Annotated in this window: 22 protein-coding genes; 10 read left to right on the forward strand and 12 right to left on the reverse strand. The window is 75.0% G+C overall.

The window, feature by feature from the left end; genetic code table 11:
- Positions 1 to 33 precede the first annotated feature (33 nt).
- Together ACN9MS_RS02125 and ACN9MS_RS02130 are read right to left on the reverse strand one after the other, a co-directional pair.
- Positions 34 to 399 (reverse strand): VOC family protein, encoded by a 366-nt coding sequence (locus tag ACN9MS_RS02125; protein WP_426310514.1) that lies wholly within the window; start codon positions 397 to 399, stop codon positions 34 to 36.
- Positions 400 to 454: 55 nt separating this feature from the next.
- The gene (locus tag ACN9MS_RS02130) at positions 455 to 1,150 is read right to left on the reverse strand and encodes a TetR/AcrR family transcriptional regulator (protein WP_426310515.1); all 696 of its coding nucleotides are present in this window, start codon (positions 1,148 to 1,150) and stop codon (positions 455 to 457) included.
- Between the two features lie 137 nt (positions 1,151 to 1,287).
- On the opposite strand from ACN9MS_RS02130, the gene ACN9MS_RS02135 reads away from it, so the two are divergent.
- The 5 genes from ACN9MS_RS02135 to ACN9MS_RS02155 all read left to right on the forward strand — a co-directional run bounded on the left by ACN9MS_RS02135 (position 1,288) and on the right by ACN9MS_RS02155 (position 8,483).
- Positions 1,288 to 4,242 (forward strand): MMPL family transporter, encoded by a 2,955-nt coding sequence (locus ACN9MS_RS02135; protein ID WP_426310516.1) that lies wholly within the window; start codon positions 1,288 to 1,290, stop codon positions 4,240 to 4,242.
- Complete coding sequence (locus ACN9MS_RS02140; protein WP_426310517.1) at positions 4,239 to 6,563, forward strand: hypothetical protein; 2,325 nt, start codon at positions 4,239 to 4,241, stop codon at positions 6,561 to 6,563. The genes ACN9MS_RS02135 and ACN9MS_RS02140 overlap by 4 nt, the downstream gene beginning before the upstream one ends.
- Positions 6,564 to 6,609: 46 nt before the next feature.
- Positions 6,610 to 6,936, forward strand: a complete 327-nt coding sequence (locus tag ACN9MS_RS02145) for a hypothetical protein (protein WP_144425409.1) — start codon at positions 6,610 to 6,612, stop codon at positions 6,934 to 6,936.
- A 121-nt stretch (positions 6,937 to 7,057) separates the two neighbouring features.
- Positions 7,058 to 8,146: a hypothetical protein gene (locus tag ACN9MS_RS02150; RefSeq protein ID WP_426310518.1), complete on the forward strand. Its 1,089-nt coding sequence runs from the start codon at positions 7,058 to 7,060 to the stop codon at positions 8,144 to 8,146.
- A gap of 76 nt (positions 8,147 to 8,222) precedes the next feature.
- The gene (locus tag ACN9MS_RS02155) at positions 8,223 to 8,483 is read left to right on the forward strand and encodes a hypothetical protein (protein WP_426310519.1); all 261 of its coding nucleotides are present in this window, start codon (positions 8,223 to 8,225) and stop codon (positions 8,481 to 8,483) included.
- A gap of 82 nt (positions 8,484 to 8,565) precedes the next feature.
- On the opposite strand, the gene ACN9MS_RS02160 is transcribed toward ACN9MS_RS02155, so the two are convergent.
- Genes ACN9MS_RS02160 through ACN9MS_RS02170 form a run of 3 tightly spaced genes read right to left on the reverse strand, consistent with a single transcriptional unit; the run spans position 8,566 to position 12,118 of the window.
- The gene (locus ACN9MS_RS02160; protein WP_426310520.1) at positions 8,566 to 10,884 is read right to left on the reverse strand and encodes a heavy metal translocating P-type ATPase; all 2,319 of its coding nucleotides are present in this window, start codon (positions 10,882 to 10,884) and stop codon (positions 8,566 to 8,568) included.
- Positions 10,885 to 10,934: 50 nt separating this feature from the next.
- A complete protein-coding gene (locus ACN9MS_RS02165; RefSeq protein ID WP_426310521.1) occupies positions 10,935 to 11,903 on the reverse strand; it encodes a heavy-metal-associated domain-containing protein in 969 nt (322 codons plus the stop codon).
- Positions 11,900 to 12,118 carry a heavy-metal-associated domain-containing protein gene (locus tag ACN9MS_RS02170; protein ID WP_426310522.1) on the reverse strand — a complete coding sequence of 73 codons (219 nt, stop codon included), beginning with the start codon at positions 12,116 to 12,118 and terminating at the stop codon, positions 11,900 to 11,902. Before ACN9MS_RS02170 ends, ACN9MS_RS02165 begins: the two co-directional genes overlap by 4 nt.
- 98 nt (positions 12,119 to 12,216) lie before the next feature.
- Here ACN9MS_RS02170 and ACN9MS_RS02175 point away from each other — a divergent pair, with 98 nt between their 5' ends.
- Positions 12,217 to 14,268 carry an NHL domain-containing thioredoxin family protein gene (locus tag ACN9MS_RS02175; protein ID WP_426310523.1) on the forward strand — a complete coding sequence of 684 codons (2,052 nt, stop codon included), beginning with the start codon at positions 12,217 to 12,219 and terminating at the stop codon, positions 14,266 to 14,268.
- Between the two features lie 121 nt (positions 14,269 to 14,389).
- Here the strand turns inward: ACN9MS_RS02175 and ACN9MS_RS02180 are convergent, their stop codons facing one another.
- From ACN9MS_RS02180 to ACN9MS_RS02195, 4 genes are all read right to left on the reverse strand, one after another.
- Positions 14,390 to 14,854 (reverse strand): PTS sugar transporter subunit IIA, encoded by a 465-nt coding sequence (locus ACN9MS_RS02180; protein ID WP_237841373.1) that lies wholly within the window; start codon positions 14,852 to 14,854, stop codon positions 14,390 to 14,392.
- The gene (locus ACN9MS_RS02185; RefSeq protein ID WP_053369276.1) at positions 14,854 to 15,084 is read right to left on the reverse strand and encodes a PTS transporter subunit EIIB; all 231 of its coding nucleotides are present in this window, start codon (positions 15,082 to 15,084) and stop codon (positions 14,854 to 14,856) included. The genes ACN9MS_RS02180 and ACN9MS_RS02185 overlap by 1 nt, the downstream gene beginning before the upstream one ends.
- A gap of 139 nt (positions 15,085 to 15,223) precedes the next feature.
- Positions 15,224 to 15,469 carry a PTS transporter subunit EIIB gene (locus ACN9MS_RS02190; protein ID WP_024839826.1) on the reverse strand — a complete coding sequence of 82 codons (246 nt, stop codon included), beginning with the start codon at positions 15,467 to 15,469 and terminating at the stop codon, positions 15,224 to 15,226.
- On the reverse strand, positions 15,466 to 16,338 hold the full coding sequence (locus ACN9MS_RS02195; protein ID WP_426310524.1) for a GntR family transcriptional regulator: 873 nt from the start codon (positions 16,336 to 16,338) through the stop codon (positions 15,466 to 15,468). The genes ACN9MS_RS02190 and ACN9MS_RS02195 overlap by 4 nt, the downstream gene beginning before the upstream one ends.
- Positions 16,339 to 16,720: 382 nt before the next feature.
- Here ACN9MS_RS02195 and ACN9MS_RS02200 point away from each other — a divergent pair, with 382 nt between their 5' ends.
- From ACN9MS_RS02200 to ACN9MS_RS02210, 3 genes are all read left to right on the forward strand, one after another.
- On the forward strand, positions 16,721 to 18,118 hold the full coding sequence (locus ACN9MS_RS02200) for a PTS transporter subunit EIIC (protein ID WP_426310525.1): 1,398 nt from the start codon (positions 16,721 to 16,723) through the stop codon (positions 18,116 to 18,118).
- Between the two features lie 101 nt (positions 18,119 to 18,219).
- Complete coding sequence (gene ptsP, locus ACN9MS_RS02205) at positions 18,220 to 19,848, forward strand: phosphoenolpyruvate--protein phosphotransferase (RefSeq protein WP_426311800.1); 1,629 nt, start codon at positions 18,220 to 18,222, stop codon at positions 19,846 to 19,848.
- Positions 19,849 to 20,032: 184 nt separating this feature from the next.
- Complete coding sequence (locus ACN9MS_RS02210; protein WP_426310526.1) at positions 20,033 to 20,479, forward strand: SRPBCC family protein; 447 nt, start codon at positions 20,033 to 20,035, stop codon at positions 20,477 to 20,479.
- A 63-nt stretch (positions 20,480 to 20,542) separates the two neighbouring features.
- Here ACN9MS_RS02210 and ACN9MS_RS02215 read toward each other — a convergent pair whose 3' ends face one another.
- The 3 genes from ACN9MS_RS02215 to ACN9MS_RS02225 form a co-directional block, all read right to left on the reverse strand.
- A complete protein-coding gene (locus ACN9MS_RS02215; protein WP_154799629.1) occupies positions 20,543 to 20,812 on the reverse strand; it encodes an HPr family phosphocarrier protein in 270 nt (89 codons plus the stop codon).
- Positions 20,813 to 20,918: 106 nt separating this feature from the next.
- Positions 20,919 to 23,660, reverse strand: coding sequence for a pyruvate, phosphate dikinase (gene ppdK, locus ACN9MS_RS02220; RefSeq protein WP_426310527.1), 2,742 nt, complete (start codon positions 23,658 to 23,660; stop codon positions 20,919 to 20,921).
- Entirely contained in the window at positions 23,657 to 24,637 is a 981-nt protein-coding gene (locus ACN9MS_RS02225; protein WP_426310528.1) for a pyruvate, water dikinase regulatory protein, read from the reverse strand. Before ACN9MS_RS02225 ends, ppdK begins: the two co-directional genes overlap by 4 nt.
- Before the next feature lie 87 nt (positions 24,638 to 24,724).
- Here ACN9MS_RS02225 and ACN9MS_RS02230 point away from each other — a divergent pair, with 87 nt between their 5' ends.
- On the forward strand, positions 24,725 to 25,702 hold the full coding sequence (locus ACN9MS_RS02230; protein ID WP_426310529.1) for a sugar phosphate isomerase/epimerase family protein: 978 nt from the start codon (positions 24,725 to 24,727) through the stop codon (positions 25,700 to 25,702).

Here is a 25,702-nt window from a genome sequence, read left to right on the forward strand (position 1 = left end):
AGGAGGAAGGGCGGGCGTGACACGGCCGCCAGATCAGTCCCCGCGCAGGACGCAGAACTCGTTGCCCTCCACGTCGGCCAGCACGACGAACGTGTCCGTCTCGCCCTGCCCGACGTCGACGCGGCGCGCGCCGAGGCCTTCGAGCCGCGCGACGTCGGCGGCCTGGGTGGACGACGCGAAGTCGAGGTGAACGCGGTTCTTGACCGCCTTGCCCTCGGGGACCCGTTGGAAGACGAGGCTCGGCGGGCCGAGCACCGTCTCGCCGTCGCGCGGGTAGAGCACAGCCTCGCCGTGCGGTCCTGTCTCGCGCCCCGTCCAGCCGAGCGCGGCCTGCCAGAAGTCCGCCACGACGCCGGGGTCGGCGCAGTCGACGACGGCGCCGCTGAAGGTGAGTGTCATGCGGCCAGTGTGACGCGCGCCACCCACAGGGTCGCGTGGCGTCGACGGGAGCGGCTCAGGTCGCGTCAGGGTCCGGCTCGACGAGCCGCCCGACGAGCGCGGGCAGCCAGTCCGCGGCCTGCGCGCGCTGCACGGCGTCGTCGCCGTCGGGGGTGAGGAACGCGTCGCGCGCCGCGGACGTGTAGGCGCTGATGAGCACCCGCGTGGCCGCGGCGGCGTCGATCGCGAAGCGCATCCCGACGCTCGTGAGCACGCGCGTGAGGATGTCCGCGAGCTCCGTGCGGAACGAGTCCTCCTGGTCCGCGAACCGCTCCGCGACCTGCGGGTCGCGCAGCGCGAGCAGCTCGAGCTCCGCGCTCATGAGGCACCACCGGCGCTCGTCGCGCGGGTCCGCCATGACGGCCGCCACGATCGTGGCGATCGCCTCGGGGGCGATGACACCGTCGCGCACGGGGTCGTCCGGCAGGTGCTCGACAGCGGCCTCGAGGCTCCGCATCCGCATCCGGATCTCCCGCTCGGTGAGGGCGAGGAACAACGACTCCTTGGTGTCGAAGTTCGAGTAGAACGCGCCGCGGGTGAAGCCCGCCGCCTCGCACACGGCCTCGATCGACGTGCCGTTGATGCCGTGCTCGGCGAACAGCCCGTAGGCGGCGTCGAGCAGGCGCTCGCGGGTGCGCTCGCGGCGGGGGGAGAGCGGGGTCTCGCTCTCCGCGTCGCGGTCGACGCGGGTCGGGTCGAGGTCGGTGGTCACGCCGCACATGCTCCCACTCGTGGACGGGCCGTCCGCACCGGGCGGCCTTGCGATACATCAGTGTATCCGATACGGTCGCGCATCGGATACAGCGGCGTATCCTGAAATCCGTCTGCACTCTCCCCGGGAGGCCGCTCGTGTCCTCAGCGCTGTACTCGCTCGGCCGCTGGGCGGTCGGGGCGCGCCGGCTCGTCCTCGCCGCGTGGATCGGGATCCTCGTCCTCGCCGGGGCGCTCGCGGGCCTCGTGGGACAGGGCCTCGACGACGAGGTGACCATCCCCGGCACCGAGTCCCAGGCCGCCCTCGACCGCCTCGCCACCACGTTCCCGCAGGTCAGCGGCGCGACTGCCCAGGTCGTCGTCGTAGCCCCCGACGGCTCGACGATCGAGGACGACGCCGTCCGCGGCCCCGTGGAGGACGCCGTCACCGCGCTCGGTGACGTCGACGGCGTCGCCGCCGTGACCTCGCCCTACGACGACACCATGACCGCGTCGATCAGCGACGACGACGTCGCGACGCTCATGACCATCCAGCTCGACGAGGGCCAGAGCGAGGTCACCGACGCCACGAAGGACGCGCTCGGCGACGTCGTCGATGACCTGGCGGCGGCCCTGCCCGACGGCGCCCAGGCCGCTCTCGGCGGCCAGCTCTTCAGCACCGAGTTCCCGACCCTCACCGTCACCGAGGCCATCGGCCTCCTCGTCGCGCTCGTCGTGCTCGTCCTCACCTTCGGCTCGTTCGTCGCCGCCGGGCTGCCGCTCCTCAACGCCGTCGTCGGCGTCGGCGTGAGCATGGGCCTGCTGTTCGCCGCGACGGCCGTCGCGCAGATCAACTCCACGACCCCGATGCTCGCGGTCATGCTCGGTCTCGCCGTCGGCATCGACTACGCGCTCTTCATCGTGTCCCGGCACCGCGACGAGCTCGCGAGCGGGCTGAGCGTCGAGGAGGCCGCGGCCCGCTCCGTCGCGACCGCCGGCTCCGCCGTCATCTTCGCCGGCCTCACCGTGATGATCGCGCTCGTCGGCCTCGGCGTCGCCGGCATCCCGTTCCTCACCGTCATGGGCGTGGCGGCAGCCGTCGGCGTCGGCCTGGCCGTCCTCGTCTCGATCACGCTGCTGCCCGCCATGCTGGGGTTCGCGGGCGAGCGGCTCCGCCCGAAGGCCCCGCGTCGTCGTGGGCGGGGGCGTGGTCGGCGCCGGGCGGTCGCGGGGTCGGGAGCGGCGGCAGAGAGGGCGCCGTCGGATCTCGACGAGACGACGAGGCGACGGGCCGGACGAGCGGTGGCGGCCGCCGAGGACCCGACCCCGACCTCGGACCCGAAGGCAGGCGCGCAGCCGACCGTCGAGCACCGCAACCGGTTCTTCGCCGGGTGGGTGCGGACCGTCACGCGGATCCCGCTGCTGACGATCGGGCTGGTCGTGGCGGCGATCGTGCTGCTGACGCTGCCGGCGCGGGACCTCCAGCTCGCGCTGCCCGACGCGGGGACGCTGCCCGAGGACAACCAGGCGCGCGTCACCTACGACCTGGTGTCCGAGCACTTCGGGCCCGGCTTCAACGGGCCGCTCATCGTCACCGGGACCATCGTCACGTCGACGGACCCGGTCGGGCTCATGGACGACCTGGGCGACGAGATCGCGGACCTCCCGGGTGTCGCCGACGTCCCGCTCGCGACGCCCAACCTCACCGCGGACACGGGCATCGTGCAGGTCGTGCCGACGGGCGCGCCGGACTCGGAGGAGACCAAGGACCTCGTCACGGAGATCCGCTCGCAGCACGACCACTTCCTCGACGAGTACGGCGTGGACCTCGCGGTCACGGGGTTCACGGCGGTCGGGATCGACGTGTCGGCCAAGCTCGGGGCGGCGCTGCTGCCGTTCGCGTTCGTCGTCGTGGGCCTGTCGCTCGTGCTGCTGACCATGGTGTTCCGGTCGATCGCGGTGCCGATCAAGGCGACGCTCGGCTACCTGTTCTCGGTGGGCGCCGCGTTCGGCGTGGTGACGCTCGTGTTCGAGCACGGGTTCCTCGCGGACGCGCTCCACGTCACGCGGCTCGGCCCGGTCATCTCGTTCATGCCGATCGTGCTCATGGGCGTGCTGTTCGGCCTCGCGATGGACTACGAGGTGTTCCTCGTGGCGCGCATCCGCGAGGACTACGTCCACTCGGGCAAGGCGCGCCGGTCGATCTTCACGGGCTTCCAGGCGTCCGCGAAGGTCGTCACGGCGGCCGCGGTCATCATGTTCGCCGTGTTCGTGGCGTTCGTGCCCGAGGGCGACATGAGCCTCAAACCCATCGCGCTCGGGCTCGCGGTCGGCGTCCTCGTCGACGCGTTCGTCGTGCGCATGACGCTCGTGCCGGCGGTGCTCGCGATGCTCGGCGACAAGGCGTGGTGGATGCCGCGCTGGCTCGACCGGGTGCTCCCGTCGTTCGACGTCGAGGGCGAGGGGCTGTCCAAGGAGCTCGCGCTCGCGGACTGGCCGGAGCCGGGGAGCACGGACGCCGTCGTCGCGCACGACCTCGTGGTCGCCGGGGCGCACGGCCCGCTCGCCGAGCCGATCACCGTGCGCGTGCCCGACGGCGGGTCGCTCGTCGTGCACGGGACGTCGCCCGCGGCGGTGTCGGGGGTCGTGCTGGCGCTCGCGGGGCGGCTCAAGCCGGCCGCCGGAGCTCTCAAGGTGACGGGCCTCGTCCTGCCGGAGCGCGCGCTGAGCGTGCGCCGCCGCGTCGCGCTCGTCGACCTCGCGGCCGACGTCGCGGCCCTGCCCGGCGACGCGCCCGCGCCCGCCGCGCACCGCGTGCCCGCAGCGGCGAGCGTCGCCGCGCTGCTGCGCGAGGAGCCGCGGCTGCTCGCCGTGGTCGGGACGGACGCCGTCACGTCGCCGGCGGAGCGCGCCGCCCTCGCCGAGGTGCTCGCCCACGCGGTCGAGCGCGGCACGGCGGTCGTCCTCGGTGCCGTCGGACCCGCGCCGACCGACCTCGCCCCACCGGGGACGCAGGTGCTCGACCTGCACGCCCCCGACCCCGCCCACGCGGTGCCCGCCCCCACCGACCCGGCGTCCGCCGTCGGCCAGCGCACCGAGGAGGTGCCCGCATGAGCGTCTTCCCGCCCGACACGGCGCAGACCGACCCGACCACACCGGACGCACCGCCGTCCGCCGGCGCCCGGCCCCGGGTCGACGCGCGTCGCCTCTGGACCGTGGTCGCCGCCGTGGTGCTGCCGCTCGCGGTGCTGGGCCTGCTGCTGTGGGCGCTGTGGGACCCGCAGGAGCGGCTCGACACGGTCAAGGCGGCGATCGTCAACCTCGACGAGCCTGTCGAGGTCGACGGCCAGACCGTCCCGCTGGGACGCCAGCTCACGGCCGGGCTGGTGAGCGGCGGCGCGGCCTCCACGGACACCGGGCCGGTCGCCGTCCAGCCCGACCCCGGGACGACGAACTACGACTGGGTCATCACCGACGCCGACGACGCCGCGTCCGGGCTCGCCGACGGCACGTACTCCGCCGTCGTGACGATCCCGGAGGACTTCTCCGCGGCGGCCACGTCGTTCAGCGGCGACGCGTCCGACGCGACCCAGGCCTCGCTGACCGTCGAGACGGCGCCGGGCGGGCGGGTCGTCGACGAGGCGCTCGCGCGCATCGTCACGACCACCGCGACCTCCGTGCTCGGCACGACGCTCACCGAGAACTACGTCGACGGCGTGCTCGTCGGCTTCACGACCCTGAACGAGCAGCTCGGCGAGGCGGCGGACGGTGCGGACCAGCTCGCTGACGGCGCGGCACAGGCGAACGACGGCGCGACGCAGCTCGCGTCGGGCGCGGGCGAGCTCGCGACCGGCGCCGGCGCGCTCGCGTCCGGCGTGGGCGAGCTCGGCTCGGGCGCGGACCAGCTCGCGTCCGGCGCGGGCGACCTCGCGACGGGGGCGCAGGGCGTCGCCACCGGGTCGCGACAGGTCGCCGGCGGGGTCGCGCAGTCCGCGTCCGGCGCGGGCTCGCTCGCGACCGGTGCCCAGGGTCTGGCCGACGGCGTCGCGGGCGTCTCGGGCGGCGCGTCCGACCTCGCGGGCGGGCTCCGCACGCTCGACGACTCGATCTCGGCCGTCCCCCTCCCGGGCGGAGGGTCCACGTCGCTCCCGGCGCTCGGGACCCGGCTCGCGACGGGGTCGCGCGACGTCGCGGGCGGGCTCGCGCAGGTCGTCGCCGGGATCGAGCAGCAGAAGGTCCAGGCGGGGTGCGCGGCCGACCCGACGTCGCCCGCCTGCGTGGCGCTCGACCAGCAGCTCGCCGCGCTGCGGCCGCTCGCGGTCGGCGCGGCCGAGGTCGCGGCGGGGAACGCCGCCCTGGCCGGGGCGGCGTCGGGCGCGAACGGGCCCACCGGGCTCTACGCCCTCGCGGACGGGGTCGACCAGGCCGCGCAGGGCGCGGACCGGCTCGCGAGCGGGGCGGCGCAGACCGCCACGGGCGCGACGGGCGTGGCCGGGGGCGCGCGCGACCTCTCGGCCGGTCTTGCGCAGCTTGCGACCGGCGCCGACCAGGTGGCCGACGGCGCCGCGCAGCTCGCCGGCGGCGCGGGCGATCTGTCGACGGGTGCGGACGGGCTCGCGACGGGTGTCGGGGCGCTCGGGACGGGGGCTGACCAGCTCGCGACCGGGACCCAGGACCTGGCGACGGGCGCGGGCGACCTCGCGGGCGGCGTCGGGCAGCTCGCCGACGGGACGACCGAGCTCGCCCAGGGTCTCGGTGACGCGACGGAGCAGGTCCCCACCTACACGGACGCCGAGCGCGAGAACCTCTCCGCGGTCGTCGCGGACCCGGTGGCCGCTCCCGGCGTCGAGGACCTCGGCACCGGGTCGACCGGCCCGCTGTTCGCCGTCCTCGCCCTGTGGCTCGGCGCGCTCGCGATCTTCGTCGCGTTCCCGCCCGTGCCCGCGAAGCTGCTCGGGTCGACCCGGACCGCGGGGCGGCTCGCGCTGGCCGCGCTCGCGCTGCCGGCGGGGATCGCCGCCGCGACCGGTCTCGTGGTGGGCGGCGTCCTCGCCGCGGTCGAGGGCGCGAGCGTGGGCGGCTGGATCGGCCTGCTCGCGGTCGGGGCGCTCGCGTCGGTGGTCTTCGTCGCGCTCAACCAGGCGCTCGCCGCGCTGCTCGGGAACGTGGGGCGGGCGATCAGCCTGCTCGTCGCCGTGCTGCTCGTCGCAACCGGCATCGTCGCGACCGTCCCGGCCGCGCTCACCGGGCTGCGCGACCTGCTGCCCGTGGGCTCGGCGCTCCGCCTGCTCACGTCGATCATCGACCCCGGGGCGGCCGGGGGCGCGGGCGACGCCGTCGCGCTGGTGCTCTGGGGCCTCGCGTCGGTCGCGGTGACGACGCTCGTCGTCGCCCGCCGCCGGTCGGTCCGCGTGGAGCAGCTGCTCCGGGCCTGAGCCGCGGGTCTGGTGCGGAGGCCGTCGGCACGAGAAGATGCCCCGCATGACGCACGGGGGCACGGCAGCGGGACGACGGTGGACCAGGCGCGCGGGACGCCTCGCGAGCGTGCTGGGGGTCGTCGCGGCGGTCGTCGGCGCGAGCCTGCTCGTCGCGTGGGCGAACCGCTGGTACGTGGCGGAGATGTTCGCGCGGTCCGCGGGCGCGCCGGACGGTGCCGACTGGTGGTACGTGTACGACCGCTTGCACCAGGCGCACGCGACGCTCGTCGCGGCGATCGTCGCGCTCGTCGTCGCCGGGCTGCTCGGGGCCGTCGGCCGTCGGGCGCGGAGCCCGCGGCCGGGACCAGCCGTCGAGGCGCCGGGGTCCTGATCCTGCCGCGTCGCGGTCTGCGTCGGCGTGGCGCGGTGCGGGTGTGGGCGGCTGCCGTCAGACTCGCTCGGCAGGACGCGGACGGCGCGAGCCGTCCGTCGGGCGAGGGGACGGTGCACCGATGGACCAGCAGAAGGCACGGGAGATCAAGTCGCAGCTCGCGGACTACGCGCGCGAGCTCGCGGAGCGGTCGGGCCTGCCGGGCAGGTCGGACACGGCGATCGAGGCGCGCGACGTGCCCGACGCCGCGGAGGTCGTGCGCGCGCCCACCCTCGCGATCGGCCTCGCCCCGCACGACGACGGCGGGTACGCCATCGCGGTCCGGTACCGGCTGGGCGTGCCGACCGCGCGCAGCATCGCGCGCAAGGTCGCGTCGGAGGCCGGGGACACGGTCGACGTCCGGCGCACGGGCCGGATCCGCCCGCTCGCCGGTCCTGACGGGCGGGGCGGCGGGAGCGAGGGCGGTCCCGGCCTGCGCCCGCCGGTCGTCACCGCGTACGCGACCGGGGAGACCGGCCGGGTGCGGCCGCTGCGTCCGGGCGTCTCGATCGCCCACGTGGACGTCACCGCCGGGACGCTCGGAGCGTTCGTGCGCATCGGCGAGCCGCCCGTCGCGGGCGCGGACGCCGCGTCGGTCTACGCGCTCTCGAACTGGCACGTGCTCGCGGGGTCGCCGTCCGCCCGGGTCGGGGACGTCGTCGTGCAGCCCGGTCCTGCCGACGGCGGCAGCGCGCCGGACGACCGCGTCGGGACCCTCGCCGCGCTCGTCCCGCTGGAGGCGGGGGTCACGCAGACCGTCGACGCCGCCGTCGCGCTCCTCGACGACCCGACCGTGGGCCCGGAGTACCCCGTCGGCCGGGTCACGGAGACGGCGGTCGCGCTGGGCGGCGAGGCGGTCGGCAAGTCCGGCCGGACCACCGGCGTCACGACGGGCCGCGTCACGGCCATCGAGCTCGACGACGTCGTGGTCGGCTACGGCGACGGCCTCGGCGCGCTGCGGTTCGACGACCAGATCGAGGTCGAGTCGACGGGTGACGGCCCGTTCTCGCGCGGCGGCGACTCGGGGTCGATCGTGTACCGGGAGGACGGCGTGGCGCTCGGCCTCCTGTTCGCCGGGTCGGAGACGGGCGGCGCGAACGGCACGGGGCTCACGTACTGCAACCCGATCGGGACCGTGCTGGAGCGGCTCGGCGCGACGCTGCTCGCCTGACGACGCCCGGCACGGACTTCTGGCCCTGCCGCGAACGCCCCGACGGGCGCACAATGAGGTCGGGAGGTGGTTCGCCGTGGCGACCCTCGAACGAGCCCGCGAGGCCAAGGCCGCGCTCCGCGACGAGCTGGCAGGCCTCGACGGCGTGACCGGCGTCGGGATCGCGCGCGCCGACGCGTCGGGCGCGCCCGTGCGCGGACCGCGGGCGCAGGACGTCGTCGACGACTGGCTGCTGCGCGTCAACGTGACCTCCGACGACGTCGACGTCCCCGACACCGTCGACGGCGTCGAGGTCGAGGTGCGCGTCGTCGGCCAGGTGAGCGCCTCGCGCGCCTGAGCCTCACGCACGGGGCGTGCCCGGCACCGCACCAGGAGGTGCAGCACCGGGCACGGGAGGTCCGGACCGGCCGGTCCTGCGGTCAGACGCCGGCGAGCTGCACGGTCGGCGTCGTCGGGGTGGTGGTCGTCGGGTCCGGGCTCGTGGCCCGGCTGCGGAACGACCGCAGGCGCAGGCTGTTGCCCACGACGAAGACGCTGGAGAACGCCATCGCGGCGCCCGCGAGCATGGGGTTGAGCAGGCCGAGCGCGGCGAGCGGGATCGCGGCGACGTTGTAGGCGAAGGCCCAGAACAGGTTCACCTTGATGGTGCCCAGGGTGCGTCGGGACAGGCGGATCGCGTCGGCCGCGGAGCGGAGGTCGCCCCGCACGAGCGTGATGTCGGCCGCCTCGATCGCGACGTCCGTGCCCGTCCCCATGGCCAGGCCCAGGTCCGCCTGGGCGAGGGCCGCGGCGTCGTTCACGCCGTCGCCGACCATCGCGACGACCTTGCCCTCGCCCTGGAGCCGGTTGACGACGTCGACCTTGTCGCGAGGCATGACCTCGGCGATCACCTCGTCGATGCCGACCTCGGCCGCGATCCGGCGCGCGACGGCCGCGTTGTCTCCGGTGAGGAGCACCGGGGTGAGGCCGAGCGCGCGGAGCTGGCGGATCGCCTCGGCGCTCGTGGGCTTGACCGCGTCGGCCACCACGAGGATCCCGCGAGCGCGCCCGTCCCAACCGACGACGACGGCCGTGCCGCCCTGCTCCTCGGCGCGGGCCTTGGCGTCGGCGAGGTCCCGGGGGAGGTGCTGCGCCCACTCGGCGAGGAGGGACTCGCGGCCCACGAGGACGGCGTGCCCGTCGACGACGCCCTGCACGCCCTTCCCCTCGACGTTGGTGAAGTCCTCGGGCACGGGCAGCGTCCCGACCTCCTGGGCCGCGCCCCGCGCGACGGCCCGGGCGACCGGGTGCTCGGACGCGTCCTCGAGCGCCCCGGCGAGGCGCAGGAGCTCGGCACGGTCGACCCCGGTGCCGGTGACGACCTCGGTCAGCGTCATGACGCCCGTCGTCACGGTCCCCGTCTTGTCGAGCACGACCGTGTCCACGGTCCGGGTGGACTCCAGCACCTCGGGCCCCTTGATGAGGACGCCCATCTGCGCGCCGCGCCCCGTCCCGACGAGCAGCGCCGTCGGGGTGGCGAGGCCGAGCGCGCACGGGCACGCGATGATGAGCACCGCGACGGCGGCGGTGAAGGCCGCGGAGGCGGGCGCGCCCGCCCCGAGCCACGCACCGAGGGTGCCGACGGCGACCGCGATGGCGATCGGGACGAAGACCGCGGAGACGCGGTCGGCCAGCCGCTGGACCCGGGCCTTGCCGGACTGGGCGTCCTCGACGAGCCGGGCCATCTGCGCGAGCTGCGTGTCGCCGCCGACGCGCGTCGCGCGCACGACCAGCCGCCCGCCCGCGTTGACGGTCGCGCCGGTGACGGGGTCGCCCTCACCCACCTCGACGGGCACGGACTCGCCCGTGAGCATGGACGCGTCGACGGCGGACGTGCCGGCGACGACGGTGCCGTCCGTGGCGATCTTCTCTCCGGGGCGCACGACGAACTCGTCGCCCACGGCGAGCTCGGAGATCGGGATGCGGGTCTCGGCGCCGTCGCGCAGCACCGCCACGTCCTTGGCGCCGAGCTCGAGCAGGGCGCGCAGCGCGGCGCCGGCCTGCCGCTTGGACCGCTTCTCGAAGTAGCGCCCGGCGAGGATGAAGGTCGTGACCCCGGCCGCGACCTCCAGGTAGATGTTTCCGGCGCCGTCGGTGGGGGCGACGGACAGCGTGAACGGGTGGGTCATGCCCGGCTCTCCCGCGGTGCCGAGGAACAGCGCGTAGAGCGACCACAGGAACGCGGCGCTGGTCCCCACGGAGATGAGGGTGTCCATCGTCGCCGCGCCGTGGCGCAGGTTGGTCCACGCGGCGCGGTGGAACGGCCAGGCCGCCCACACGACGACGGGCGCGGCGAGCGCGAGGCTGGCCCACTGCCAGTACGTGAACTGGAGCGCGGGGACCATCGCCATCGCGACGACCGGGACCGAGAGCACCACGGCCCCGACGAGGCGCTGACGCAGCGCGGTGAGCTCGGGATCGGCGTCCTGCGCCTCGGCCGGCACCGGGACCTCGGGGTCCTCGACGCGGGGGAGCTGTGCGGTGTACCCGGTCTTCTCGACCTCGGCGATGAGCGTGGCCGCGTCGACGCCCGCCGGGACGGTGACCTTCGCCTTCTCCGTCGCGTAGTTCACGGTCGCGGTGACGCCCTCGATGCGGTTGAGCTTCTTCTCGATCCGCATGGCGCACGAGGCGCACGTCATCCCGCCGATCTCGAGCTCGACGAACGTCCCCGGTGGCGGGGCGGCCGGTGCCGTCATGAGGTCCTCCTTCCGGCCCGGCAGGGTGCCGCCGGGCATGGGGGTACAGGTCAGTGGTCGTGCGTCGCCGGGTCGTGACCGGCAGCGGGGGCGTCGTCCGGCGCGGGGGCGGGGGCGCCGTCGGTCGTCGCCTCGACGACGAACGCCGCGGTGCGCACCTGGCCCTCCACCTGGAAGTCGAGGTACAGCAGGTAGCGGCCCGGCGTGGGCGCCTCGACGCCGAACGACACGGTCGGGCCCGAGGCCTGGCCCGCCTCCGGCTCGTCGCCCTCGGGGTGCACGTGCAGGTAGGCGAGGTCGCCGTCGCGCAGCGCGACGAGGTGCCCGTAGGCGCCCAGGTAGGGCTCGAGCGTCGTGACGGGTTGCCCGTCGCGGGTGACCTCGACGGTCAGCCGGGAGACGGTCCCGGCCTCGAGCTGCCCGTCGAGCGCGACGTCGTAGCCGTCGACCGACGTCGTGGTGGAGACCTCGGCGTCGCGGGCCGGGGCGAGGTCGCCCGCGACGTCGACCGTGCGGGTCAGCGTGACGGCGCCGCCCGCGCTGGGCGCGGCGTCGGCGTAGACGCGGTAGCTCCCGGCGGCGTCCCAGGTCCAGGGCAGCGACCAGCGCCCTTCCGCGTCCATCACCGGGTGGACGTGCCGGAAGTGCGCGCCGTCGGAGCGCACGACGATCAGGTGGAGCCGCTGCTCGTGCGCGACGTCGAACTCCGTGACGGGCTCGCCCGCCGGGTCGGCCAGGGTGAAGGCCAGCTCTCCGGTCTCGCCCACGGTCCCGGGGGCCTCGACCGCGCCCAGCGTGTACCCGTCCTGCTCCAGGGACAGTCCGCGCATCATGTCCGCTCCTGTCGTGCTCTCCTGCTCGGGGGCGTCGCCCGTGGCGACGTGCTGCTCGGGGGCGTGCGAGGTGGCCGGTGCCGGGGCTGCTCCCTCGGGGACGACGGCCCCGGCGATCGCGGCGGAGGCGACGAACACGACGCCGAGCCCCGCGGCGTACAGCCCGATCCGGGCGGGGGCTCTCATGGCACCCGCACCGCCTGGTAGCCCGCCTCGTCGACGGCCGCCACGACCGCGGCGTCGTCGAGGGGCTGGTCGGCCGTGACGACGAGCCGACCGCTGGTCGCGCTGACGTCGATCGCGGTGACGCCGGGCACCTGCCCGACCTCCTCGCGCACCGACATCTCGCAGTGGCCGCAGGTCATGCCGGTCACCTGGTACTCGATCTCGACGATGCTCATCGTGTTCCTCCTCGTCGCGGATACCCCGGCGGGGTATCGAACGATGGCGAATATACCCACCAGGGGTATGTGGGTCAAGGGTCGGAGGTCGCGCGACAATGGGGAGCGTGACCACCGAGCGACTTCCCCGCGTCCGCGCATCCGAGCTCGTCGGGCGCGGCTGGCTCAACACCGGCGGCCGGGACGTGTCCCTCGCCGACCTGCGCGGGAAGGTCGTGGTCCTCGACTTCTGGACTTTCTGCTGCGTCAACTGCCTGCACGTCCTCGACGAGCTGCGCGAGCTCGAGGAGGCGCACCGCGACGTGCTGGTCATCGTCGGGGTGCACTCGCCCAAGTTCGAGCACGAGGCCGACCCGGCGGCGCTCGCGGCCGCGGTCGAGCGGTACGAGGTGCACCACCCCGTCCTCGACGACCCCGAGCTCGTCACGTGGTCGGCGTACACCGCGCGCGCCTGGCCGACGCTCGTCGTCGTCGACCCCGAGGGCTACGTCGTCGCGCAGATGGCGGGGGAGGGCCACGCGTCCGCGATCGCCGCCCTCGTCGAGGAGCTCGTCGCGGAGCACGACGCGAAGGGCACCCTGCACCGCGGCGACGGCCCGTACGTGCCGCCCGCACCGTCGTCGGGCACGCTGCGCTTCCCCGCGAAGGCGATCGAGCTGCCCGGCGGCAACCTCCTCGTCGCGGACGCCGGGCACCACTCGCTCGCTGAGCTCCTGCCCGACGGCGAGACGCTCGTCCGGCGGATAGGGTCCGGCGAGCGCGGTCTCGCCGACGGTGACCCGGACGACGCACGGTTCGCCGAGCCCAACGGGCTGTGCCTCGTCCCCGAGCAGGAGCGTGAGGCGTACGGGTTCGACGTCCTCGTGGCGGACACGGCCAACCACGCGCTGCGCGGCGTGCGCCTCGCCGACGGCCGGGTGACGACCGTCGCGGGGACGGGCGAGCAGTTCATGGTCGGCGGCGTGGAGAACGTCGTCCTGGCGGACGAGGGCGGCGCCCGACGCCTCGGGCCGTTCGATGCCTCGGCCACCTACGTCCCGCTCGACGTGAAGCTGTCGTCACCGTGGGACGTCGCCTGGTCCGACGAGCTGGGCGGCTTCGTCGTTGCGATGGCGGGCCACCACACGCTCTGGGCCTTCGACTGGTGGAAGCTCGGTCTGCTGGCGGGGACGATGAACGAGGGCCTGGAGGACGGGCCGGGTGCGTCGGCGTGGTTCGCCCAGCCGTCCGGGCTGGCCGTCGCGGTGGACGGCGCGATGTGGGTCGCGGACTCCGAGACGTCGGCCCTGCGTCGTGTGACCGGGCTGGGCGGGGGCGTCGCCGTCGTGCCCGAGGGTGTCGAGGTCCGGACCGCCGTGGGGCAGGGCCTGTTCGACTTCGGCCACCGCGACGGTCCGGCCGAGCAGGCGCTCATGCAGCACCCGCTCGGCGTCGCGACGCTGCCGGACGGGAGCGTCGTCGTCGCGGACACCTACGACGGCGCGCTGCGCCGGTTCGCGCCCGCGGCCGGTGACGCCGGGAGCGTCGGGGACGACGCTGCGGGAGTCGGCGCGGACACGCGCCTCGCCGGCGAGGTCACGACCCTGGCGACGGGCCTCGCCGAGCCGAGCGGCGTCGTCGTGCAGGTGGGCGAGGGGCCGGACGGCGAGCCGCAGGTCCACCTCCTCGTGGTCGAGTCCGCGGCGCACCGGCTCACGCGCGTCGCGCTGCCCGCCTCGCTCGCGGGCGAGGTGCTCGACGGCGGCGCGCACCGTACCCAGCGGCCCGTCACCGACATCGAGGCCGGGCCGCTGTGGCTCGACGTCCCGTTCATCCCGGCGCCGGGCCAGAAGCTCGACGACAGGTTCGGACCGTCGACGGAGCTGCGCGTGAGCGCGACGCCGCCCGAGCTGCTGCTGTCCGGGGGCGGGACCGGCGTCGAGCTCGGACGCGACCTGGTGATCAACCCCGAGATCCGCGAGGGCGTGCTGCACGTGACCGCGCGGGCGGCGTCGTGCGACGTCGTGCCTCTGGGCCCGGACGGCGAGCCCGACCCCGACGTGTTCCCCGCGTGCCACCTCGCCCAGCAGGACTGGGGAGTCCCGGTGCGGGTCGTCGACCGCGGCGAGCCGGGCGACGTCCCGTCGCTCATGCTCCCGCTGCGCGGCTGACGAGTCGACCCGGGGACGCCGAACCCGGGCTTGTCGCACCGGATTCGGCCGAACCCGGGGATATCGCCGGGTTCGGCCTCGGGGTGGCCGACAACCCCGGGTTCGGCGCGGCGCGGCGTCGTCAGGCCCAGGTGAGGAGCTCCTCGCCGTGGGCGGCCCACGCGCCCACCTCGGCGAGCGAGGTCACGTCGTCCGGGGCGGCCTCCAGCGCCACCACCGGGCACACGGCCGAGCGGCCTCCGGCACGGACGGCCTTCGGGTCCCACGAGACGAGGACGGTGCCGCGCTCGACGTGGTCGCCCTGCGCGACGTGCGTGGTGAAGCCCTCGCCGCCGAGCTGGACGGTGTTGATGCCGAGGTGGACGAGGACGGCGCGGCCGTCGTCGTGCTGGACGACGAACGCGTGCGGGTGGAGCTTGACGACCGTGCCCGTGATGGGGGCGACGGCCTCGCCGCCCTGCGCGTCGTCGGGCTCGACGGCGAGCCCCGGCCCGACGAGGCCCGCCGAGAAGACGGGGTCGTCGACGTCGGCGACGTCGATGACGGTGCCCGTGACGGGCACGAGCACCGTGAGCGGCGCGGCCATCAGCGCAGGTCCTCGATGTCGGAGGCGATGTTGTCGGCCTCGGGGCCGACGATGACCTGGATCGCGGCACCCGAGCGCACGACGGCGATCGCCCCGGCGGCGGTCAGCGTGGCGTCGTCGACGAGCGCCGGGTCCTCGACCTCGACGCGCAGGCGCGTGATGCACGCCTCCAGGTCGACGACGTTCGCGTCGCCGCCGAGGCCTCGGAGAATCTGCTCTGCCTTGCTCACGGGTGCTCCTCGTGGTCTTGGTCCGGCCGGGGCCGGGTCAGGTGTCCCGGCCGGCTGCCGTGCCGGTCGGGGTGCGCGGGGCGCGCGGGGTCGGGACGCCGTCGTCGGGGGTGGTGCGACGGCGGTGCTGGCGGGGTCCTCACATGAGGTCGGCGAGGTCGGACGCGATCGTGTCGACCTGCGGGCCGACGACGACCTGGACGACCCGGCCGTTCACCATGACGCCGAACGCTCCGGCGCGCCGCAGGAGCGCGGCGTCGACGAGCGCGGGGTCCTTGACGAGCGATCTCAGCCGGGTGGTGCACGGGTCGATCTCGTCGATGTTGGCCACCCCGCCGAGGCCGGCGAGGATCGTCGCGGCGCGCTCTGCGTCGGACTGTGTCATCGGTCGTTCCCTTCGGTCGCCCGGGCCGGCACTGGCACGGGGTCGAGGTGGTCGGTGGGCGTCGGGTCGGTGGTGGCCGCAGCGGTGGCCGGGTCCGCAGGGGCGGTGGTCGACGCCGGGGACCCGCCGGTGCGCGGCACGAGCGTCGGGCGCGCCTCGCGCAGCGGGACGAACACGCTGTACCGGTCGCCGCGGTAGCTGGACCGCGAGTACATGAGCGGCGCGTCGCCCGCGAACGTGCGGCGGACGGTGCGCATGACGGCCCGCGACGCGCGCAGCCCGAGGAGCTTCTGCTCCTGGACCGTCGCGTCGGAGGCGGTGATCGTGTCCTCGCCCCACGTCGGGGCCAGGCCGCGCTCGCGCAGGGCGCCGTACAGGCTCTCGGGGACGCCGTCGTCGAGCAGGTCCGGGGCGAGGTCGACGGGGATCCACGCCTCCTCGACGCTCATGGGCGAGCCGTCGGCGGAGCGCAGGCGTACCACGTGGTGCATGGGGTCGCCCGTCGCGCGCCCGAGCGACTCGGCGACCGACGCCGGCGCCGGTGCCGTGCCGACCTCGAGCACGTCGGTGCCCGGCTCCATGCCGCGGCGCCGCGCCTCCTCGCCGAACGTCGTGAGGCGCATCTCGAAGTCCGCGCGCGGCGGGGCGACGAACGTCCCACGGCCCTGCGAGCGCTCGAGCACGCCCTCGGTGACGAGCGCGTCGATCGCCTGGCGCACGGTCATGCGCGAGACGCCGAACTTCTCGGTCAGGCTGCGCTCGGACGGCACCGCGTCGCCGACGGAGAGCTCGCTCGCCACGAGGTCGGCGAGGTAGGCGCGCACCGTGAGGTACTTGTGCTCGCTCGCCTGCGATCGTGACCTGCTCATCGTCGTGCCGCGTCCCTTTCCTGTCGTCGGTCCCGTGTCCGTGCCAGCGTCCGTCCCTGGTCCGGGCGGGCGACCCTGCGTCGGTGCCTCGATCTCCACGGGGCAATTGTCCGCCCTGCGACCTGCGCCGACGCGGGTCGCGGACCTGTCCGTGTGTCCCGGGTCACCTCCGGGGGTTGACACATCATGAGGTCTAGACCACTCTTCCTGCAAGTGGTCCAGACAACCGGACCAGATGTCCGGCACGACGAGCCAGGAGCGACCCCCAGTCGTCCTCGGCGTGCCCGGAGACCGGCAACGACGCCCGTACGACGTCGCGCCACAGCTGCCGCTCGACGCACCTCGGCCTGCGCCCCAGGCCCACCCAGGAGGAGAACGACACATGACCACCGTCGCCGAACCGACGAGGACGAAGAAGGGGGTGCCCGGCTTCGCGCAGCTCCAGCGCGTCGGGCGCTCGCTCATGCTGCCCATCGCGTCCCTGCCCGCGGCGGCGCTGCTGCTGCGCCTGGGTCAGCCCGACATGCTCGGCGCCGACGGCGTGGCCGGCACCTTCGCGTGGATGCAGCCCGTCGCCGACGTGCTCGGCGCGGCCGGCAACGCGCTGTTCGCCAACCTGCCGATCATCTTCGCCCTCGGAGTCGCGGTCGGGTACGCGAAGAAGTCCGACGGCACGACGGGCCTCGCGGCCCTCATCGGCTACCTCGTCTTCAAGGGTGTCAGCGACTCGCTCTCGCCCTACGTGCTCGGCAAGCCCGCCGAGGGGGACGCGCAGGAGCTCATCAACTACGGCGTGCTCGGTGGCATCGTCATCGGTCTCACGGCGGCGCTGCTCTACCAGAAGTATTACCGGATCAAGCTGCCCCCGTACCTCGCGTTCTTCGGCGGGCGACGCTTCGTCCCCATCATCACCGCGGGTGTGTCGGTCCTCATCGCCGTGGTCGGTGCGCTGATCTACCCGGCCTTCGACTGGCTGATCAACGACCAGATCGGCGGGTTCGTCACGGGCTCGACCATCCTGGGCGCGTTCATCTTCGGCACGCTCAACCGCCTGCTCGTGCCGATCGGTCTGCACCACCTGCTCAACTCGCTGCCGTGGTTCCAGTTCGGCGAGTACACCTCGGCGGACGGCACGGTCGCGCAGGGAGACATCTTCCGCTTCCTCGCGGGCGACCCCACCGCCGGGACGTTCCTCACCGGCTTCTTCCCCATCATGATGTTCGCCCTCCCGGCCGCGGCGCTCGCGATCGTCCACACCGCCAAGCCGGCCCAGCGCAAGGTCGTCGCGGGCATCATGGGCTCCGCCGCGCTCGTCTCGTTCGTCACGGGCGTCACCGAGCCGCTCGAGTTCGCGTTCGTGTTCGTCGCCTACCCGCTCTACGTCATCCACGCGGTCCTCACCGGGACGTCGCTCGCCCTCGTCAACGCGCTCGGCATCCGCGACGGCTTCGGGTTCTCGGCGGGCGCGATCGACTACCTGCTGAACTTCCGGATCGCGGAGATGCCGCTCCTGCTCATCCCGATCGGCCTCGGCTACGCGGCGATCTACTACTTCCTCTTCCGCTTCGTCATCACGCGCTGGAACCTGCGCACCCCCGGCCGTGAGGACGACACCGACGGCGCCGTCGAGGTGACGGGAGCCGCGAGCGCGACCGACGCCCCGCTGGCCGACGCGCCGACGTCCGAGGCCCCGGCGACGCGACGCGACGACCGCGCCGCTGGTGGCACCGAGGCCGACGTCCCGAGCCGCACCGGCTCGGGCGGCGGAGGCACGGCGTGACCGTCGCCGACGACGCGACGCGCGCACCTGCGCGGGTCTCCGACCCGGGGCTGACCGGCGTGCCGGTCAGCCCCGGGCGGGGGGCGGGGACGGTCGTGCGCATGCCCGACCCGGTCCCCGAGCCCGCTGCGGCCCCGCTCGCCGCGGACAGCACGGACGCCGACGTGGACCTCGCGGTGACGCAGGTCCTCGCGGCGGTGACGACCGTCCAGGAGGACCTCACGGCGCGCGCCGCGCGGGCCGAGGGCACCGCGGCGGAGGTGCTGGGCGTGACCGCCGCGATGGCGGCGGACCCCGCGCTGGCGCGCGACGCCGTCGGGCGCGTGCGCGAGCAGCGCTCCACCCCGGCGCGCGCCGTGTGGGACGCGGCGGGCGTCGTCGTGGGGCAGCTCGAGGCGCTGGGCGGGCTCATGGCGGAGCGGGCACGCGACGTGCGCGACGTGCGCGACCGGATCGTCGCGACGCTGCTCGGCCTGCCGGCTCCGGGCGTGCCCGACCCGGGGTTCGCGTTCGTGCTCGTCGCCGACGACCTCGCCCCGGCGGACACTGCGCAGCTCGACCCCGGGCGCGTGCTCGCGGTCGTGACGCGCGGTGGCGGGCCGACGTCGCACACCGCGATCCTCGCGCGCTCCCTCGGCATCCCGGCCGTCGTGGCGGTCGAGGACGCCCTGACCCTGCACGACGGCGACACGGTGCTCGTGGACGGCGGGCTCGGCACGGTCGAGCGCGACCCGTCCGCCGACGACGTGGCCGCCGTCGTCGCCGCCCGCGGGGCGCGCGGCGAGCGCCGTCGGTTCGACGGGGAGGGCCGGACGGCGGACGGTCGTCGCGTCGAGCTCCTCGCCAACGTCGCGAACGGGGAGGACGCGCGGGCCGCCGCGGAGGCGGGCGCGGAGGGTGTGGGGCTCTTCCGCACCGAGGTGTGCTTCCTCGGTCGCACGGTCGAGCCGACGATCGACGAGCAGGTCGCGGCCTACCGCGAGGTGCTCGCGGCGTTCCCCGGCCGCAAGGTCGTGGTCCGCACGCTCGACGCGGGCGCGGACAAGCCGTTGCCGTTCGTCACGCCCGAGGCCGAGCCCAACCCGGCGCTCGGCGTGCGCGGCCTGCGCACCGCGCGCCGCCACCCCGAGGTGCTCGACCGCCAGCTCACGGCGATCGCGCACGCCGCAGCGGCGGAGTCGGCGGACGTGTGGGTCATGGCGCCGATGATCGCGACGCCGGACGAGGCGGAGTCGTTCGTCGCGCTGTGCGCCGACCACGGCCTCGGCACCGCGGGCGTGATGATCGAGGTGCCCGCCGCGGCCCTCGGGGCGCGCTGGGTGCTCGCCAAGGCGTCGTTCGCGAGCATCGGGACGAACGACCTCACGCAGTACACGATGGCCGCGGACCGCGAGGTCTCCGACCTCGCGCGGCTCTCGACGGCCTGGCAGCCGACGGTCCTCGCGCTCGTCGGGGCGACCGGCTCGGGCGCAGCGCTCAACGGGCGCCCGCTCGGCGTGTGCGGCGAGGCCGCGGCCGACCCGGTGCTCGCGCCGGTGCTCGTGGGGCTCGGCGTGACGTCGCTGTCCATGACGCCGCGCGCGCTCGCCGACGTCGCGGCGGTGCTGGCCGCGACGACGTCGGAGCAGTGCGAGGAGCTCGCGTTCCTCGCACTCCAGCAGCCGACGCCCGACGCCGCCCGCGCGGCCGTGCGCGCCCGCCTCCCGATCCTGGCCGAGCTGGGCCTCTAGCCCGCGCCCGACCTCTCTGCCGAACCCGGGGTTGTTCCTCACCGACTCGTCACGGTGAGGAACAACCCTGGGTTCGGCGCACCCGTGGGGACCATGTGCAACTTAAGGGTTGCGCTTGGCGCGCGGCCGGTCTAGCGTGATGTGCAACCAATCAGTTGCATGAACGGACGACGGGAGAACGGCGATGGTGGACATCCTGCACAGGGTCGGCGTCGAGGGGTCGACGCCGGAGGCGGTGTACCGGGCGCTGACGACGGTCGACGGCCTCGCGGGCTGGTGGACCGAGGACACGGCGGGGGGCGAGGGCGTCGGGGGAGTTCTCGCGTTCCGGTTCCCACCGATCGGCGGGTTCGACATGGAGGTCGTCGAGCTGCGGCCGTCGGAACGGGTGGTGTGGCGCGTCGTCGACGGGCCGGAGGAGTGGGTTGGCACCACCGTCGAGTGGGACCTGCGCCAGGACGGCGACTGGACGATCGTGCTGTTCGGTCACCGCGGCTGGGCCGAGCCGGTGGAGTTCATGCACCACTGCAGCACCAAGTGGGCGTCGTACCTCCTGAGCCTCAAGGCGCTCGCGGAGACGGGCGCCGGCGCGCCCGCGCCGCGCGACGTGCAGATCAGCGACTGGCACTGAGCGCGGGGCACGGGTCGGGCCCGCCGCGCGCGGGTCGGGCCGCGGACGACGGGCCCGACGTGCTCAGGCGACCTCGGTCTGCTCCAGGAAGGTCGCGAGCGCGTCGATCGACGCGCTCGCGTCGTCGCCCTCGTCGTCGGTCGAGAGCACGACCTCGTCCCCGGCCGCCACGCCGAGCGTCATGACGCTGAGGATGCTCGCCGCCTCGACGGCGTCGCCACCCTGCTTGGCGATCCGTACGGGCGCGGGCTGGGCGGCGGCCGCCTTGACGAACAGGGCGGCGGGGCGGGCGTGAAGGCCCTCGGTGATCGCGACGACGACGGCACGGTCCATGGTTGCTCCTCCGGCAGACAGGTGGTCTGGACCAGTGCATCCTAGGGGAAAGGCCCGCGGAAGGCGAGGGGCCAAGGACCCCCGTCCCGCGGCGTCGTCCGTGCCCTCACGCGTCCCGCGTCGTGCGGGCGCCGTCCCGCCGGTCGAGCGTCGAGCGCGCCGCTGCGAGCCGCGCGATCGGGACGCGGTACGGCGAGCACGACACGTAGTCGAGGCCGATCTCGTCGAACAGCGCGACGGACGCCGGGTCGCCGCCGTGCTCGCCGCACACCCCGACGTGGAGACCCGGCCGGGCACGGCGCCCGCGCTCGAGCCCGACGTGCACGAGCTCGCCGACCCCGTCCCGGTCGATCGTCGCGAACGGGTTCGTGCTGACCACTCCCGCCTCCAGGTACGCGGTGAGGAACGACCCCTCGGCGTCGTCGCGCGAGATGCCGAGCGCCGTCTGCGTGAGGTCGTTCGTGCCGAACGAGAAGAACTCCGCGTGCTCGGCGATGCGGTCCGCGACGAGCGCCGCGCGGGGCAGCTCGATCATCGTGCCGACGGCGTACGGCAGGGGGGCGTCCACGCCCGCGAGCTCCTCGGCCATCGTCGCGTCGACGACCTCGCGCATGCGCCGGAGCTCCTCGGAGAACCCGACGAGCGGCACCATGATCTCCACGCGCGGGTCGTGCCCGGCCGCGCGCACCGCGAGGGCCGCGCGCGCGATCGCCCGCACCTGCATCGCGGCGATCTGCGGGTGCAGCAGCGCGAGCCGCACGCCGCGCGTGCCGAGCATGGGGTTCATCTCGCTCAGCCGGCGCACCTGCGCGAGGAGGCGGCGCGCCCGGGCGAGCCGCGCCGTCGTCTCCCCGCCACCGGCCGCGGCGGCCCAACCCTCGAAGACGGCGTCCGTCCCGTGCAGCGGTGCGCCGGTGTCGCCGACCTCGTCCTCGAGCCGCTGCACGAGGAGCGACTGCTCGACGAGGTCGGGCAGGAACTCGTGCAGCGGCGGGTCGAGGAGCCGGATCGTCACGGGCAGCCCGGACATCGCGGCGAAGATCTCCTCGAAGTCGGCCTGCTGCATGGGGAGCAGGCGGTCGAGCGCGGCGTCGCGCGCGGCGTCGGTCTCGGCGAGGATCATCTCGCGCACGACGGGCAGCCGGTCGGGCGCCATGAACATGTGCTCGGTGCGGCACAGCCCGATGCCCTCGGCCCCGAGCTCGCGCGCCTTCGCGGCGTCCTCGCCCGTGTCGGCGTTCGCGCGCACGCCGAGGCGCCGCACGTCGTCCGCCCAGCCGAGCACGGCGCGGAAGTCGTCCGTGACCTGGGGTGGCACGAGCGGCAGCGCGCCCGCATAGACGTCTCCGGTCGTGCCGTCGAGCGTGATCGTGTCGTCCTCGGTGAGCACGTGGTCCCCGACGAGGACGCGGCGCCCCTCGACGTCGATCCGCAGCGCACCGGCCCCCGCGACGCACGGCTTGCCCATGCCGCGCGCGACGACCGCCGCGTGCGAGGTCATGCCGCCGTGCGCCGTGAGCACGCCCTGGGCGGCGATGACGCCCGCGATGTCGTCCGGGTTCGTCTCCCACCGCACGAGCACGACCGCCTCGCCGGCCTTGCCGCGCTCGGTCGCGGTCTCGGCGTCGAGCACCACGCGCCCGACGGCGGCCCCCGGCGACGCGTTGAGCCCGCGCGTGAGCGGGGTCGCGCCGTGGCCGGGGTCGAGCGCCGGGTGCAGGAGCTGGTCGAGCTGCGCCGGGTCCAGGCGCCGCAGAGCGGTGTCCCGGTCGATCACGCCCTCGTCGACGAGCTCGCGGGCGACGCGCAGCGCGGCCTGCGCGGTGCGCTTCCCGGTGCGGGTCTGGAGGAGGTAGAGCGCGCCGTCGTCCACCGTGAACTCGATGTCCTGCAGGTCGCCGTAGTGCTGCTCGAGCCGGTCCATCGTCGCGCGCAGCTCGCGGAACGCGTCGGGCAGCACGGTCTCCATCTCGGCGAGGGGGCGCGGCGTGCGGATTCCGGCGACGACGTCCTCGCCCTGCGCGTCCACGAGGAACTCGCCGTAGAGCTCCTTGGCGCCCGTCGACGGGTTGCGCGTGAAGCACACCCCCGTGGCCGACGTCGCGCCCTTGTTGCCGAACACCATCTGCATGACGTTGACGGCGGTGCCCAGGTCGTCGGGGATCCCGTTCGCCTTCCGGTACACCGCGGCGCGCGGGTTGCCCCACGACGCGAAGACCGCGTCGACCGACCGCCGGAGCTGCTCGCGCGGGTCCGTCGGCAGGTCCGCGCCCGTGTGCTGCCGCGCGACCCCGCGGAACGTCGCGACGAGGCCGCGCAGGTCGTCCGCGTCCAGGTCCGTGTCCTGCGCGACGCCGCGGCGCGCCTTGAGCGCGTCGAGCTCGTCGGCGAACGCGTGGGCGGGGACGCCCTCGACGACCTCGCCGTACATCTGCACGAACCGCCGGTAGGAGTCCCACGCGAAGCGCGCGTTGCCGGACTCGGCCGCGAGCCCCTCGACCGAGTCGTCCGAGATCCCGAGGTTGAGGATCGTGTCCATCATCCCCGGCATGGAGAACACGGCGCCCGAGCGCACCGACACGAGCAGCGGCCGCTCGCGCGCGCCGAGCCTCCGCCCCGTGCGCTCCTCGAGCGCGTCGAGGTGCGCGACGACCTCGTCCCACAGGCCGTCCGGCCACGACCCGCCACGCTCCATGGCCGCGACGCACGCCGCCGTCGTCACGGTGAAGCCGTCCGGCACGGGCACGCCGATGCGGCGCATCTCCGCGACCCCCGCGCCCTTGCCGCCCAGCAGGGCGCGCATGTCCGCGCGGCCTTCCGCGAGGTCGTAGACGTACCGGTCGCTCATGGCTGCTCCTCGTGGTCGGCGGCGGTGGCCGCGCTGTCTCCTGCCCGACGGCGGTCTGCCGGCCGGGTCTGCGGGTTCGCCCGGGCGAGGTCGTCGCCCGGGGGCTGTGTGGCGCCGTCGGGCGCAAGGGCACGACGGCGTGCGATCACCAGCTCGACGACACGCCCCGCGGCCTCCTCGAGCGCGAGCGTCGTCGTGTCGAGGACGGGGCAGCCGAGGCGCCGCTGGAGCCGGGAGACCTCGTCGAGCTCGTCGTGGATGCGCGCGAGGTCCGCGTACCCGCCGAGGGCCGTGCCGCCCGGGCCACCGTGGCCCGCGACGCCCATCGCGTGCACGCGGCGCTGCCGGATCTCGAGCAGGCGCTCGGGGTCGATCGTCAGGCCCACGACCTTCCAGCGCTCCGCCTCGAACAGCTCGCGCGGCGGCGCGACGCCCGGGACGAGCGGGATGTTGGCGGTGGGGTAGCCGAGGTACCCGAGGTACATCGACAGCGGGGTCTTTCCCGTCCGCGACGCCCCGACGAGCACGACCTGCGCCTCGTCGAGCCCGTCGGTGAGGTGGCCGTCGTCGTTCGCGACCGCGAACTCCATGGCGTGGATGCGGTCGAAGTAGTCCGCGGCGAGCCCGACGGGCTGCACGACGCGCGCCGGCTGCGCGCCCGTGCGCGCGGTGAACGCGTCGAGCGCGGGTGCCAGCAGGTCGGCGCACGGGACGTCGAGCGCGGCGCACGCGTCGAGGACGCGCGTGCGCAGCGCGTCGTCGACGACGGTGCAGAACACGACGGCCGCGGCGGGGTCGACGCGGAGCTGGGCGACGACGTCGTCCACGCCCTGCGCGGTGTGCAGGCGCGGGTGGCGCACGACCCGGACCGGCTGTCCCGGGAACTGCGCCTGCGTGGCGCGCGCGACGCGGGTCCCGGTGTCTCCCGTCGAGTCCGCGACCACGTGGATGTCGATGACGCGCGCCGTCGCCGCCATGGCCCCAGGCTAGGGCGCGCCGCCGGTTCTCCCCAGCCGAGCGCCCGCTGGGTGTGGGCCACAGCGGACGGGTCTAGGGTGACCGGCATGTCCGACGCACCGCCGCCGAGCGCGGCGTCCCCCGAGGCGTCCCCGGCCCGCGGGGAGGCGCAGCGCATCCACGTCACGCTCTCGACGGCCAGCGTCTACCCGCGCAAGGCCCCGTACGCCTTCGAGGCGGCGGCCGACCTCGGGTACGACGGCGTCGAGGTCATGGTGTGGTCCGACGAGACGACCCAGGACGCCACGACGCTCCGGCGGCTCGCCGCCGAGCACGACGTCCCGATCCGCAGCATCCACGCGCCCACGCTCCTGGTGAGCCAGCGCGTGTGGGGGCGTGCGCCCGGGCCCAAGCTCCGGCGCACGGTCGAGCTCGCGCAGGAGGTCGGGGCGAGCACCGTCGTCGTGCACCCGCCGTTCCGGTGGCAGTACCGGTACGCGCGCGAGTTCGAGGACCTCGTCGGCGAGCTCGACGAGACCGAGGGCGTGACCATCGCGGTCGAGAACATGTACCCCTGGCGCAGCCGCAAGCGCGAGATGCAGGCCTACCTGCCGGGCTGGGACCCGTCCGAGCACGGGTACGAGCACGTGACGCTCGACCTGTCGCACGCCGCCGTCGCGCAGCAGGACGCGCTCGCGCTCCTCGACGTGTTCGACGGGCGCCTCGCGCACGTGCACCTCGCCGACGGGTCGTCGTCGATCACGGACGAGCACCTCGTCCCGGGGCGCGGCGACCAGCCGTGCGACAAGGTGCTCACCGAGCTCGTGCAGCGCGGCTGGTCCGGGGACGTGGTCGTCGAGATCTCGACGCGCCGCGCCCGGACCGCCGCCGAGCGCCGCGAGGACCTCGCGGCGTCCCTGTTCTTCGCCCGCACCTACCTCACGCCCGGGCCGCACCCGGCCTACGAGCCGCCGCCCGGGCACCCGCACCGGCACGCCGACGCCTGGGGCGAGGAGGACGCGCGGGACGGCGCGGCGGACGCAGGCACGGACGACGACGTCGCGAAGGCTGCCGGGACGGCCTGA

The organism is Cellulosimicrobium sp. E-16 (assembly GCF_049913115.1).
GTDB lineage: Bacteria > Actinomycetota > Actinomycetes > Actinomycetales > Cellulomonadaceae > Cellulosimicrobium.